The sequence below is a fragment of the Peribacillus butanolivorans genome (assembly GCF_001273755.1).
GTDB classification, from domain to species: Bacteria; Bacillota; Bacilli; order Bacillales; family DSM-1321; genus Peribacillus; species Peribacillus butanolivorans.
The window spans coordinates 2,313,375-2,327,674 of sequence record NZ_LGYA01000001.1 but is presented as its reverse complement, the minus strand read 5'-3'; the positions used below and the strand labels follow the sequence as shown (position 1 = coordinate 2,327,674).

Sequence of the window (14,300 nt, the reverse complement as noted above, 5' to 3'; positions counted from 1 at the left end):
TCGTTCAATGCTTTGTGTAATGACTCACTGTTACTTTTAAGGATTTCTATCACCCTATTTTATAGGTACTTATTCTAATAATACAATAAGATTATTCAAACAGAATGAAGTAATGTTTACATTACTTGTGAAAAAGGGATTGAGACGTTCAGAAATCGTGTCTTTTACGTGAGAACAAGTCGATCTAAAGAATAAAACGATAAGAATGTAAGGGAAACGCTGCCGCTTCACCCACTCTATTAAAATTTTTAAAGGTTTACACGTTTTTAAAATGCTGTTGGATATAAAAATTCACTTTATCAGGCACTTCGATTTGGATGAAATGCCCTGCATTTTGAATGATGTGAACCTGTGCATGTGGTAAGCCTTCTTTCTGAAGCTTGTAAGCAAATTCAAAAGGGATATAAGGATCATTCTCCCCCCAAATTATGGTGACTGGTATTTTGATCTGGTTTAGTTTTTGATTGTACGATTTTACCTTTTCTATATTTCCTGACCGGTATAGATCTAAGATGACTTTACTTGATTCGGGAGTTCTAAAGACACGATAGAAGTCTTCCAGAGTTTCGTCAACTATGTTTGGAATCGAATTCTTCATGTCAGTTTGAAATTGGGAATCATCTGACATGCGCTTCATTATTTTTTCTCCGACATTTGGTGTTCTCCAAATCTGAGCAAGTGAGTGCCACTTGTAATCTCCTGATATGGTTGTATTTGAAACAAAAAGACTTAGTATTCTCTCTGGATGATCACATGCCCATTTAAGTCCAATAAGTCCGCCCCAGTCATGAACAATCAGATGAAATTTATCTAGTTTTAGTTCCCTCGTAAAATCAGAGATAAACTGTTCATATCTCTCCCATGTTGAGGATTCATCAAACGGTTCACTTTGGCCGAATCCAGGAAGATCCGGTGCAATGGTTCTAAAGCCACAAGACACAAGGCAAGGAATCATTTCCTTCCACAAAAGGCTGGACTCAGGTACCCCGTGTAATAAAAGAACAGGGGGATCATTAACGTTGCCCTTCTCAATATAAGATAAATTCTTTCCATTTATTATCATATTTTTCTTTTCCACTTTAATCTACCTCCTAAAAAAAGTATGGTGAAACCTTATTAGCATAAAATCAGGTCATAGTTACTGGACTGTAGAAAGGAAATTTCTTTGGAAACAGACTATTGATAAAATATTGAATTGACTATATAGAGAGACTCAATGAAATTTCTACCAATCTCCCTCTCTCATTTCTATGTTTAACTGCGATTTAATGCTTGTGTTTTTTTATACTAAGCTTATTTAAAAATGCATTCTCAGGGATTTTTTTATGATAAGTCTTTATTAATTCATGCACCTCCAAAATATATTAGGTTTATATTGATTTCGAAATGTTTCCACATCAAGAATTCTTGCAATGCAAAAATTTTTTATTTACATATGACATATAAAACAAAACAAAAAAGGTAAAGCATAAAAATCAGGCCTCACCTCTGAAATGATTAAAACCTATGTTTTTCTCAAGATATCAAAGCTAATTCATTTATCTTGTTGTTCCGCTCTTTCATATACTGAACTAATCTTTACGGGTGTTTCATCTAATTTATTTAATACCTTAAAGATAATTCATTTATCTCCCGCACCTTTTGTATCAAGGATTCTCTATATTAGCATTTTTAGCAGATGACACTTATCTAGGATTAAGGTATTACCTTTATAAATGAATTTAGACATCTGTGGACTTTTGCTGAGTGAAGAAAAATATGAAAATGATAATGGGAAGGGCTATTAGAAATGCATTGTTTCTAGAACTTTTTACTGTAGGAATATCTGTTAATGACATTTTACTCATTCCCTCTTATATTAGTTAATAATTCTGGTGGTACGATATAATGCTTAGTTATGATTGTATTAAATAAGTTATAATCTTCAATTGGCAGTGCCGGAGTAACTTCAGGATAACCAAAAATAGGACCCGAAACATTAATTGTAAACTCACCAGACGAAACAAATAAGCCAGTCACATGTATTACATCATTGATTAATAATATAGCTATAATGATGTCCAGTATATCGATAAAAAGGTTTCCTTCTTGCGAGTGGTCCTTCCCTTCTAAACGATGTCCTCCAAAAAGAGGACCACCTAATGAGAGACTAAATCTGCCTGGTCTTACAAATATGCCAATGATTGTGATTTGCCCGGTTAATAATAGGATTGCTGAAGTAATTTCGATACTACGTTGAAAGGAGTGAATTACTTTTTTATTTGTATCAAATTCACAGGTCTCATTCAATATCATCACTCCCTATGTAGGCATTTTATTCAGATAAACTGACAAACGTCACTTAATTGATTGATTTTTTATATTGTTTATTACTGAACGTATTGATTCTTCAATTTCTTTATATCCGGTGCAACGACAAATATTCGAAGAAAGCCATGTTTTAATCTTTTCAGGACTAGGATTGTTGTCATTAAGGAGTAATGCCTGACAAATCAATATAAATCCTGATGTACAATACCCGCATTGAAAAGCAAAATGCTCCACAAATGCTCTTTGAATCGGTGTATCCTTGAGACCTTCTATTGTAAGAATTTCTGTATCAATTGCCTCAATAGCTAACATTAAACAGGATTTTATTGGCTGATTATTCACTATCACAGTACAAGCCCCGCAGTCCCCATTTAAACATCCAGGTTTAGCTCCAGTAAGTCCGATTTTATCTCGGAGTACATCAAGCAATATATCTGAAGCCAGTATATCTATCTCGTACCATTCTTTATTTATTTCTAAATTAATTGTGAATCTTTGATTTGTGGGGTACCTATTCAAGTTCTTCACCACCTAAATATGACAAAATATTAGATAGGGTATTTTCTAAAACAAATAATCTATATCCATCTGATCCTTCTATATCGTTTAATATAGGACTTGGTAAATACTCAAAAGAAGCTAAAACTCGATCCTTATAAGATAATTTCTTGTCATTTAGTATTTTTTCCATTTGAATTGAACGAAATGGATATGGGCATACCCCACTGAATGCAAATCTAATAATCCCGTCTTTTTTTAAAGCAGCAACTGTTAAAAGTGGGTATCCCGTATCCCATTGCTTACGTTTCTTTACACTTAGGTATGGTGCTTTTAGATATTCTTTTTCTGTACCAATTTGAACTAGAAATTCCCCTTCGTCAAGGCGTAACTCTTTATTAAAAATCTCATTAATTAAAAATTTTTTTACTCCGCTTGGACCTGCAATAATTACAGTACTATCTGATAATAAAAATGGCAGTACAGCCTCCCTATAAAAAATTTGTCCACATATATTTCCACCTATAGTAATTGAATTTCTTGATGAATAATCCGCAACCTCTTTTGAAGTATTCGTTAATAAAGGGAACACCTTGTTTTCTTCAAATACACTTAAACTCAATGTTGAACCAATGACTAGTTCATTGTTTTGAAAGCCGAATTCCTTACATTCAGGAATACCCTTTAAATCAATAATCGCATCGGTATATATATAATTCAGACGTCCTAATGTTAAAATTTCTGTTCCTCCACCATAGTACAAAGGTTTTTTATCTTGTGATTTTGATGTTTGGTATTGTTCTATCGCTTCTTTTATGGATTTTGGTTTATAGTATTCGAAATTGTAAGATAACATCACAGTCTACTCCCTTTCTTCCCTCTCCAAATAAGTTCAGGGATTAACGGCAACTGGTTTAATGGTATTCCAGCAGCAAGAGATAAACAGTTACCGAGAGCAGCTGGCATGCCAAGAAGACCATGTTCTCCAAGGCCCCTAGCGCCATATGGAGCATCTAATTGTGGTGTATTTACAAATTCACAAATATATTCAGGATTTTCTCCATATCTTAACGGTCTATATGTTCTAAATTGAGGATTCAACACCCTACCAAAGTTATCAAAGTAGAACGTTTCACGTCCGCCAAAAGCTAAGCCCATGCTCATTGCACCCATTATTTGTCCTTCTGCAGTTTTTTGATTCAGTACCTTTCCTGCATCAATGACAGATATTGCCCTGACTATCTTGTAAGTATACTCATTTATGTCATACTCTACCTCAACCCCTTGTGCACCAACTGTCCATTCAGGTCCTGGCTTGCCTGCACCTGTTTCGGGGTCTAAATTTGTTATGTGTGGAATGGTATATTGTCCTCTACCGATTATTTGTCCTCCTATTGCACTTCCATCAGGATATTTATATCCATAAACTAGCTGATTGAATGGTATTCCAATTTCTGGATCACCCCTTAGATATACCCTTTCTTGACCGAGGTCGATGTCTTCAACTGGGGCTCTTAACACAATGGAAGCAAGTTGCTTTATTTGTAATAGAGCATCTTCGGCAGCTTGAATCGCTGCCCTCCCTGCCATTAATGTCGCACGACTTGCTACAGTTTTCCAATGTTCTGGAGTACTCTGTGTATTTACCTCCATCTGAACTTTTACATGATCAATATCCATCTTCAATTTTTCAGATACAATCTGTGCTAAAACCGTTTTCGTTCCTGTACCGATTTCTATTACTCCTGATATGACGTTTACACTTCCATCAGGATTAAAGGTTAAAATGACACCTGAGCCAGCGTTGGTATCAATCGTAGAAGTTTTCCATACACAAGCTATCCCTTTCGCCCTGATTGTATTGTCGTTTATTTTAACTAGCTGGCCCTCTTCCCAATTCATTTTTTTCTTAAGCTCACTTATACATTTAGGGAGATTACCTACCGTGCTAGAATTCAATTGAACCTGGGTTGGAGTGGAATTACCTGGGAGTATCGCATTCATTTCACGAAGTTCAAGTGGATCTATTCCAAGCTTTTTGGAAAGGGAATCCATAGTCCGCTCAAATGCAAACAAAACTTCTGAATGAGCAAAGCCTCGATAAGGTGAGGCATATGGATGATTTGTATACATACAAAGAGAATCACACCAAATATTTTCTATATTGTAAGGACCAGTGCAATCTACAGCCCCCGCACGACTCAGGTCAGTAGCCTTGTCAGCATATGCTCCTCCGTCCCAAAGATAAGTCATTTCCGCAATTTTAAGCAAACCAGATTTTGTACATCCTAATTTCACTGTCGCATCTAATCCTATATGACATGGTGATGTCAAAATATCCTCTTCACGACTATTTTCAACTATTACTAGCCTTCCATTAACAGCCTTTGATGCAATATAGGCTAATAGTTCAAGTTGTACCGAGGCTTTACCACCGAAAGCACCACCAACTAGAGGCGTGTTTACAATGACATTTCCGATTTCAACACCAAAATAATCACTTATTAAACGCTTGATCATAAATGGTGCTTGAGAAGAAGAGCTTATCACGACTTTATTATCTGCACGAATTTCTGCTAAGGAACATCTTGTTTCCATAGCAACATGGTCTGAAGGGGAAAATGAAAACTTTTCCTCGACAATAATATCGCTCTCTTGCCAACCTTTTTTTATATCACCTTTTCGGATTTTGGTTCGATTTGCTATATTTGTACCTGGCTCAGGAAATACCTCGGATATTTTTTTATAGGTATCTAAATCTGGGTGGAGTAAAGGATATTTAGGATTTATGGCATCTATTGGTGAATTGATAACAGGTAAAGGTTCATAAATTACTTGAATACTGTCTGCTGCAAATTTTGCTTGTTTGGGTGTATCAGCAACAACAAGTGCGACAACTTCTCCATGATAGCGGACTTTATCTTGAGCTATGGGGTACCGATCCCTGATTTCTTCTCCTGTTAGCGGTAAATTCCCGCCAGTTATGATTGCACGAACTCCAGCAACTTTTTCAGCCTTGGTTATGTCAATATTTTTAATATTGGCATGTCCATAAGGACTAATTACCTTTTTAACATGAAGGATTTTTGTTTCTTTATGGTCACCGGTGTAAATCGCTTGTCCTGTCACCTTTTCCCATGCATCTTTACGAGTTACACCTTTTCCGATAATATCCATATAGAATCCCCTCGTTATCATCATTATTCTTGGTTAATTGTTATCAAATATCTTTTTCTAAAATAAGTAAATATAAGCAAATAGATTTCCCTCTAAAAAAGGCACAAGTATTCCTGTGCTATCTAAAACTTCAGGATATGTTTTGCCTCTTGGTTTCCTTGTATATTGTTAATTTCAGAAAAAGATATTTTTGTCTCTAAGTATTGGAGGTTGTAACAGCCTTGAAAACTAAAAGCAACTAAGGAGTAGATAGGTTCTTTTTGAATACTACGATGATGGTAGCTACCATTACAGCAAATACTAAAAAGGGTTTTTCATGTTATGTAATTAACATCAATATCTTTGGACACAAATATATGTATTAATAACTTTATGTTGAGTTATAAAGAAAATGTGTTTTTAGAGGGAATTAATAAATAATTCATTATATATACAATGAAATGTACAAAGTGTTTGGAGGGCATTATGGAGCTTGAAAGGTTTCTCATTAGAAGACCCTTTTGCTTTATGGCTTCATCTATATTGGGTTTCTCAGCTTATGCTTTGTAAGACAACACCTAATATGGAATATGATTAATTATTAACGAATTCAATATTGAGTGAATCAGAAGAGCATACCTTTTGTGATTTTTAATGTAATGATATTTAAACATAAGAAAAAGGAGCAAAACAATGCTCCTTTTTCTTATGTTATTAAACTAAAACGCTAATAGTTGAATGTGTAACTTACTTTATATTCTTTAAAATAAAATTGTGTCATTTAATATTTACTTTTTCGATAAGGCTGTCCATGTGTTTTCAAGCCAATTATCAAAGTCCGCTCCCTTTTCACCTTCGTAAGTATCATAAATGTCCATTCTCATTTTCTTTAACTTCTCTTTGAATTCATTAAACGTATGATCTTCAGGTAAGCTCTTCTTAATTCTTAACAGGATTTTTCGTAATCCCTTAATCAATTCTCCTTTTTTCCTTGAAGGTAATTGAACATCTTCACCGAATGCTTTAAGTTTACGGTAAGCGGCCTCTTGAATCTTATACACAGCATCGTTATTCATTATATGTGTAAGTACATCGATAACTTGTTTATTTTTGAACTGACCTAACTCTTCAATCGCATCTAAACGTTCTCTCCAATTCGATGTACGATTAGCAGATTTTTTTAATTCCTCATAATTTGCAGGTAACTCAATTTTTTTTGCTTCTTTATTATTCAAACGAATCATTTCTCCTTCTGTCTTTATGTAAGTATCTAAGGTTTTATAAAAAATTAAACCCGATACTACAAATATCCTTTATAATAAGAAATTTATTCTTACATTTCTTATTATACCCTTTTCCATATGTTAATATAGTAAAATTTCAAGGCCTTATGATTAGTAATATCAATTAATGGTTTTAATCAATCGAACTAAAAGGGGTCATCGAGGCGGCTCACCCTAGCTTTCGATATAATGGAGCTAATAAAATGGTATAGAGCCATCCGTTCTGTTCAACAACCCTTAAACTGCATATTTTGTATATAAGTTCTCCTTAGATTTTTTACCAGCACATTTCGAGCACCTGATAATGTTAGTTACCGAGTCAGACAGCTATAGTATATATTGAAATCAATCATATAATTTCGTAGCATATGCTTTAAGAATTGAGCATGAAATAGATTATTATGGATGAACAATAAGCACCAGCAAGTTCTCCTTATTTAAAGGAATTGCAGATGCTTTTTATGCTTACTTGTTCTATTGACTAATTACCGCATTTTTCTATCCATTAATGTATTCCGCAAGCCTCAGTGAGTATTTTAACAAGATGCATACTTTTGATTCACTTTGCCGCTCCTTCTCTTTGAATGCCAATGCTCATTTGCATCTGGCAGCAGGATTAACAGTGATGACCGTGGCAGCATGTGTTTCTTATAGATCTTTCATTTTTTCATTTTCTAAAAAATTCCCACCTATAGTGGCCACATTGGAACTACTAGGGTCAGGTGGATAGAACAATCCCACTTCTTCAGCTTTTTTATGTATATTTGCCGTAATTATTCTGGAGAAACAATGGCAAGCATATTTTCGCAGTCTATAATCAATTTATCACTTAAACGAGTCAAATCAAGAACCATACCACCTTTAACTGGTAATGGTCCACCACTTAGTGAAGTACCTGAACCTCTAGGGAAATTTCATCTCTATGCTTCTCACTTCCTTCTCTATAATAATCTAGAGATAAATGAATAGAAAAAATCATCATACCCTCTTAATAGTTTTCGAATAAAAATATGGTTGATCGAAAAGATCGTACACATACGTGTTTCACGACAGAAAAGATATCGATAACTGAAATCACTACTTCAGTCAAACACTTTATCATTTTCCTAACAAGAGACATACTTTATTGAATACCTATCCAACATTTTTTATTAAATAAGGTTTTTATCGAAGTGATTTTGTAACCTCTGTCATTCGTATTCATTTTTAATGAATATAATAGCGTTACAGTGTCCTGCTAGATATAATGAAATTAAAGGAAAAGGAGGGTTTCTATTGAAAATTGCATTGATTCATGCAACAACAACCGCACTAAATCCGATTGAAAAAGCGTTTCAGACAGTTGAACCAGACCTTGAGCTTCTTCATTTTATGGACACGAACCTGCTTGCTTTAATGGGAAAAAGCGGCACGCTAACTCCAGAAATCATTCGCCGCTTTTCTTTATTAGTGAACTTAGCCTATGACTCTGGTGTTTCCTGTATTCAACTTACCTGCTCTGCATTTAACGATATTACATCAATTTTACAACCTCTTTATCCTGTGAAGTTATTTCGGTCAGATGAAGCGATGCTTGATGAAGCACTTCAATATAATAGTATCGGTCTAATATCTACGGTAAAAGAAACACCAATCGCCCTTCAAAATTATCTAAGAGATAAAAACCCAGACTGTATTGTGGAATCCATAGTTGATCCTGGGATTATCCACTTATTATCGCAAGGAAAAAGAGCAGAACATGACGAGCGGGTAAAAATGATGGTTGAACAAATGGATGGAAGAACAGAAGTGATTGTGCTTTCCCAATATAGTATGGAACATGTAGCAAAGCTGGTTAACCCTTCTGTCCCCATCCTAACGGCTCCTTTATCAGCAGCAAAACGGTGTTTAGCTTATTTGAATGGACAAATTGTGTAAAAACCCGCAGGGGCAAATGTCTAAAAAATTAGTTGATTCAAGCAAGTGAATAATAAACTTATTGTCTACGTTTCTATTAACCGTTTGTATGATGAGAACCGCCGAAAACCTTTCCGACACCTTGAATTTTTTCAAGTATAACGATTAGAACGACTGATATGAAAATAACTACGCTTGACACGGAAGCAACGATTGGATTATAGGCATCCTGCATTTGTGAAAAAATCTCAATTGGAAGCGTACGCATTTCAGGTGATACCATAAAAAGAGAGACAGTTACATTATCAAATGATGTTAGAAATGCAAATAGTCCTCCTGAGATAGCAGCTGATCCAATAAGCGGAAGTGTCACTTTCAAAAAAACAGTAAGTGGATTAGCACCAAGTATTGCTGCAGCACGTTCAAGATTATAATCAAATCCACTTAAACCAGTTAAAACGAGACGCATTACATATGGGATACAAATGACAATATGGGCAATTAAAAATCCTGTAGAAGTACCGGCAAGCATCATTGGTGTGAAATACATCAACAGTGCAATACCTAAAACAAGCTGCGGCACACTTAATGGAGAAGTTAAGAGAGCCGTAATATACGATTTGCCGGGTATATCATACTTTGCAATGCCAAGAGCCCCTAAAGTTCCAAATATGACGGAGAAAATAGCTGCTAAGGCGGCGAATTTGGCACTATTAATAAATGCTTCCAAAAACTCAGGGCGCTCTAAAATTTTGGTATACCATTGTAGTGAGAAACCTTCTGCTGGAAAACTTGGATAATTAGCACTTGTAAAAGAAGCCGGTATAACTACAATGAGTGGTATTAAGATGTAGATTATTGCTAACACAGCAACAGCGATGCGAAGGCCACCAAGAGTTTTCATCATCGGAATACCTCCTTAAATTTCCCTTTTTCAAACATTCTAGTAAAGACAGCTACTGAAATGACAGTTGTTGCTAATAGAATATAAGAAAGAGCTGATCCAAATGTCCAGTGAAGCAAGTTATTTATTTGATCATATATGACAACTGGCATTACTGGTACATTTGCTCCGCCCATTAGTGCAGGTGTAACATAGGCACTCATCGACAAGCTAAATACAAGAATGCAACCAGAGACAATACCAGGTATACTTAGCGGCAAAGTAATTGAAAAGAACCTTCTGAATGGACTTGCCCCAAGAATTGCTCCCGCCTTATCTAAAGAAGGATCAATATTATATAAGCTAGCAACAATAGATAAGATCATGAAAGGCAGGTATGCGTTAGATAGCCCGATAACAACTCCAATTTCCGAAAATAGTAGTTTCAATGGAGTATCTATAATACATAGAGCCATCAACGTTTGATTTATCGTTCCGTTAGGTAGTAGCAATAGATACCAACCAAAATTACGAACCACTATACTTACCAAAAGTGGTGACACGATCAAGAGAGTGATGTACCCTCTAATTCGTGCTGAACTTTTTGCCATTGTCATTGCTACTGGATAACCTAGAAATAGAGAAACTAAAACCGAATATAAACTGATTTTCACTGTCAACCATAAAGAAGACAAATAGTAACTATCCGTAAATATTTGTGTGTAGTTTTTCAAGCTATATACTGCATCTGCCCCACCAAGATTATCAGTTGAAATAAAGCTTAAATATAGAATATATAGCATTGGAATGACAAAGAAACCAAAGATAAATAATAAAATAGGTGTTAAAAGGAGTAGTCCAGGTATCCAAACTTTTCTTTTTTTGAATTTAGGTTCTTTTTGTGGCTCTATTGGATTCAAATCCTTTTCTATTTCTTGACTAGCATAACTTCTGATGGGCTCCATCCGATATACACCTCACTCCCATTTTGCCATGAAGAATTAAAAGAAGAAGTCAAAACTTGAACACTTTTTCCTTGTAATAAAACATTAATTTCCCATGACGTACCAAGATAATTAATTTGACTAATCTTGGCTTTATGGTAATCAAAAAGTGATAAAGCGGTTTCTTCTGCAGGAACAATTTGTACCTTTTCGGGTCTAATATACATCTTCACCTCATCCCCGGCTTTCAAATTGCTATCATTTCCCATGATATTATCTGCATCAACATGAGTGATATCATCACCTATTTTGACTGAAATTCTCCGCTTATCCACTTCTGAAACTTTACCTTCAAAACAATTTGACTTTCCAATAAATTGAAAGACGAATTCTGTCTTAGGATGATTGTAAATATCAGTTGGGGTACTGATTTGTTCGATTTTCCCTGCATTCATAACCACTACTCGATCTGACATAGACAGAGCTTCTTCTTGATCATGTGTTACAAAAATAGTTGTTACCCCAATCTCCTTTTGTAAACGTTTAATCTCTGCTCTTAGCTCATGGCGTAACTTAGCGTCAAGATTTGAAAGCGGCTCATCAAGTAAAAGGAGTTCTGGCTCAACTACAAGTGCCCTGGAAATAGCTACACGCTGACGTTGCCCTCCTGATAATTCTCTCGGATAACGATTTTCCAATCCTGACATTTTTACTAATTCAAGTGCTTTACTTATTTTCTTTTTTTGTTCAGCTTTACCTACTTTTCGCAACTTCAATCCAAAGCTGAGATTTTCATAGACTGTCATATGAGGAAAAAGGGAATAAGTTTGAAAAACCATACCTAAATCTCTCTTATATGGCGGAACCTTTGTTACATTGTTCCCTTTAATATAAACCTCACCTTGATCTGCATCGAGAAAACCTGCAATAAGATTTAAGGTTGTCGACTTTCCACATCCAGAAGGACCAAGAAGAGTAAGTAACTCTCCTTGCTTCACCTCTAAATCAATGCCATTTAATACAACATTTGATCCAAATTGTTTAAATGCTCCTTTTACCTCTACATCATTTTTATTCGAACCTAGGTGTTGTACTGGTTCAAGATGTGTATGTGTCCTTTTAATTTCTACATCGTTTTTTAAAACTTCCATGTGTTCAACCCGCTCCTTTTTATTTGAGTTTTTTACCTAGTTCAGGAGTTACTTCTTTTGCCCATCTGTCAGACACTTCAGCACGAATCTCAGCAAACTTAGCAAAATCAGGTTTGAATGTTTTATCGGTTTCTTTAAGTCCGATTGACTCTTCAAATTTTTCTGAAATTTCCATTCCTTCTACCGTCGGATAAAATCCTTTCTCAGAAATTAGCTCTTGTGCTTCTTCACTAATTAAATAGTTGATAAATTCAAGTGCTTCTTCATTGTTAGGTGTATTTTTCACAAGTGAAGCACTAAATGCTTGAAGCGGCACACCTTCTTTAGGAACAGCCATTTTGATTGGAACTCCTGAAACAGCAAGTTCGCCAATAGAATAACTTCCCATCACGGTTACGTCAGCAGCTCCTTGTTGGATAGCTGGCATCATTTGTGTAGAATTTTTATAAAAAGTATTCGAATATCCTGCAAGATCTTTTGCTTTTTCAAGCCCTGGCTCCATGTTGTCTGTACTGCCGCCATTTGAAATTGCTAAACCATTAAGAGTATTAAAGCCCCAATCATTCGTAATGTCTGAAAATGCCGTTTTACCCTCGTAATCTGGAGATACAAGATCGTTCCAAGATTCAATCGATTTTAACCCTTTCTTTTTAAATGTTTCTGTATTGTAAGCTGGTGCAATAACCAAGCCGAATACTGGAGCAGCAGCCTTTTCAATTGGAATGAATCGCGAATCTACAAATTTCATATTTGGAACATTAGACTCATCAACGGAATCAATAAGTCCCTTGTCTTGAGCTCGTATTACATCAACTGGTACAAAAAGGGCGACATCAATTTGTGGTGAGTTTTTTTGTAATTCCACTTTCGACAAAATTTCACCTGATAAACCAGAAATATAGTTAACTGTAATGCCAGTTTCTTCTTTGAATTTTGGAGCAATCACATCTCGAATGGCACTTTCAATAACCCCGCCATTACCGGCTATCGTAATTTTTTTCTCACCTTTTTCACCTGCACTTGTTTGTGTTGCTTCCCCGGGCTTTTGCGGCGTTGGATTACCACATCCTGCAAGCACAACCAATAATATTATTGAGAATAAACTAATTATTTTCTTCAATTGATAAACCTCCCCATATTTCTTTATTAATGAATAATTTCTTGTTCGGTAAAATAATTTATGGCACCTTGATGATACTCAATTGGAATTTGCTGAGTTGCTTCATTTAGTGAAATATCAGAAGCAGCTGGATGTGTATGCTTCAGCTCAGGCAGATGTTCATATAATGTTTTAACAAGATTGTACGCCTGCAAATCTGACATTTCGTCGTAAGTTAACAAGACATTTTTAATTGATATCGTTTGAATATTCTTTTTCATGCCTTTATATGTGTCACTTGAGATTTCATTCTTTGTATAACCACCATATTGTTTTTGAAGGCGGTCAATGATATCTTCTGGCACTGGAATAAATGAGAGATTCATTTCCTTTGAGATGAAAGCGATTTCATTATTCGGGATACCTGAAGAGAAGAAAGCCACATCAATAGTACCATTACGTAATGCTTCTGCAGATTGAGAAAATGAAAGATAGGATAAATTCAATTGGTCAAGCGGTAAATCAGATTCCAAAAGGATCCGTTCTGCTATCAGTCTTGTACCACTTCCTGACGTACCAATACTAATGCGTTTCCCAACTAAATCTTTTAAGGAATCAATATTGTTTTGTTTCGTTGTAACAATTTGAACATAGTTAGAATAAAGGGTGGTTAATGCACGTAACTTTGATTTTTTCGTTTCTGGCAAATCAAGTACATCTACTGTAGTAAACCCAATTTCTGCTTGATGTTGGCTAACTAATTCAGTATTTTCAATAGATGCATGAGTGACTTGAGTCCCCGTTACAGCTCCATTATATTTTTCATACAAGTTGGACAATACTTGTCCTAATGAAAAATAAACTCCTGACATATCTCCTGTTGCAATAATTAGGAGCCGATTATTTAAATCTTGACCCTCAGAAATTAATTGCTTCTGAATTAAAGTATTAGCAGGTGTAGTTATTTCCTGCTGCTCATTCATAAAAGAGCATCCTGTTATGAAACAAAATAACAAAGCAGCTTTTATAAAGAGTGCTCCATTTTTCATATTGGCCCTCCTTTCTTAGTAAAGTTAAATG

At 35.3% G+C, this 14,300-nt stretch carries 12 protein-coding genes and 1 pseudogene; 1 reads left to right on the top strand and 12 read right to left on the bottom strand.

Annotated features, from left to right (window positions below):
• Positions 1 to 256: 256 nt before the first annotated feature.
• The 7 genes and pseudogenes from AKG34_RS10785 to AKG34_RS26850 form a co-directional block, all read right to left on the bottom strand.
• Positions 257 to 1,078, bottom strand: coding sequence for an alpha/beta fold hydrolase (locus AKG34_RS10785; RefSeq protein ID WP_053346083.1), 822 nt, complete (start codon positions 1,076 to 1,078; stop codon positions 257 to 259).
• A 761-nt stretch (positions 1,079 to 1,839) separates the two neighbouring features.
• The gene (locus tag AKG34_RS10780; protein ID WP_053346082.1) at positions 1,840 to 2,295 is read right to left on the bottom strand and encodes a hypothetical protein; all 456 of its coding nucleotides are present in this window, start codon (positions 2,293 to 2,295) and stop codon (positions 1,840 to 1,842) included.
• A 42-nt stretch (positions 2,296 to 2,337) separates the two neighbouring features.
• Complete coding sequence (locus AKG34_RS10775) at positions 2,338 to 2,829, bottom strand: (2Fe-2S)-binding protein (protein WP_053346081.1); 492 nt, start codon at positions 2,827 to 2,829, stop codon at positions 2,338 to 2,340.
• Positions 2,822 to 3,664, bottom strand: a complete 843-nt coding sequence (locus tag AKG34_RS10770) for an FAD binding domain-containing protein (protein ID WP_053346080.1) — start codon at positions 3,662 to 3,664, stop codon at positions 2,822 to 2,824. The genes AKG34_RS10775 and AKG34_RS10770 overlap by 8 nt, the downstream gene beginning before the upstream one ends.
• Positions 3,664 to 5,985 carry a xanthine dehydrogenase family protein molybdopterin-binding subunit gene (locus AKG34_RS10765; protein ID WP_053346079.1) on the bottom strand — a complete coding sequence of 774 codons (2,322 nt, stop codon included), beginning with the start codon at positions 5,983 to 5,985 and terminating at the stop codon, positions 3,664 to 3,666. The genes AKG34_RS10770 and AKG34_RS10765 overlap by 1 nt, the downstream gene beginning before the upstream one ends.
• 767 nt (positions 5,986 to 6,752) lie before the next feature.
• Entirely contained in the window at positions 6,753 to 7,199 is a 447-nt protein-coding gene (locus tag AKG34_RS10760; protein ID WP_180320462.1) for a HEAT repeat domain-containing protein, read from the bottom strand.
• Between the two features lie 717 nt (positions 7,200 to 7,916).
• Positions 7,917 to 8,158 (bottom strand): annotated as a pseudogene (locus tag AKG34_RS26850) (FAD-binding oxidoreductase); the annotation flags it as partial.
• Positions 8,159 to 8,522: 364 nt separating this feature from the next.
• Between AKG34_RS26850 and AKG34_RS10755 the strand changes: the two are divergent.
• Positions 8,523 to 9,164 carry a hypothetical protein gene (locus AKG34_RS10755; protein WP_053346077.1) on the top strand — a complete coding sequence of 214 codons (642 nt, stop codon included), beginning with the start codon at positions 8,523 to 8,525 and terminating at the stop codon, positions 9,162 to 9,164.
• Between the two features lie 76 nt (positions 9,165 to 9,240).
• On the opposite strand, the gene AKG34_RS10750 is transcribed toward AKG34_RS10755, so the two are convergent.
• From AKG34_RS10750 to AKG34_RS10730, 5 genes are read right to left on the bottom strand one after another with little or no spacing between them, the layout of a single operon-like run.
• Positions 9,241 to 10,047: an ABC transporter permease gene (locus tag AKG34_RS10750; RefSeq protein WP_176527609.1), complete on the bottom strand. Its 807-nt coding sequence runs from the start codon at positions 10,045 to 10,047 to the stop codon at positions 9,241 to 9,243.
• Complete coding sequence (locus AKG34_RS10745) at positions 10,047 to 10,991, bottom strand: ABC transporter permease (protein ID WP_053346075.1); 945 nt, start codon at positions 10,989 to 10,991, stop codon at positions 10,047 to 10,049. Before AKG34_RS10745 ends, AKG34_RS10750 begins: the two co-directional genes overlap by 1 nt.
• A complete protein-coding gene (locus AKG34_RS10740) occupies positions 10,955 to 12,121 on the bottom strand; it encodes an ABC transporter ATP-binding protein (protein ID WP_083450754.1) in 1,167 nt (388 codons plus the stop codon). The genes AKG34_RS10745 and AKG34_RS10740 overlap by 37 nt, the downstream gene beginning before the upstream one ends.
• 19 nt (positions 12,122 to 12,140) lie before the next feature.
• Positions 12,141 to 13,241, bottom strand: a complete 1,101-nt coding sequence (locus tag AKG34_RS10735) for an ABC transporter substrate-binding protein (RefSeq protein ID WP_053346074.1) — start codon at positions 13,239 to 13,241, stop codon at positions 12,141 to 12,143.
• 26 nt (positions 13,242 to 13,267) lie between these two features.
• Complete coding sequence (locus tag AKG34_RS10730; protein WP_053346073.1) at positions 13,268 to 14,269, bottom strand: TAXI family TRAP transporter solute-binding subunit; 1,002 nt, start codon at positions 14,267 to 14,269, stop codon at positions 13,268 to 13,270.
• Positions 14,270 to 14,300: the final 31 nt, after the last annotated feature.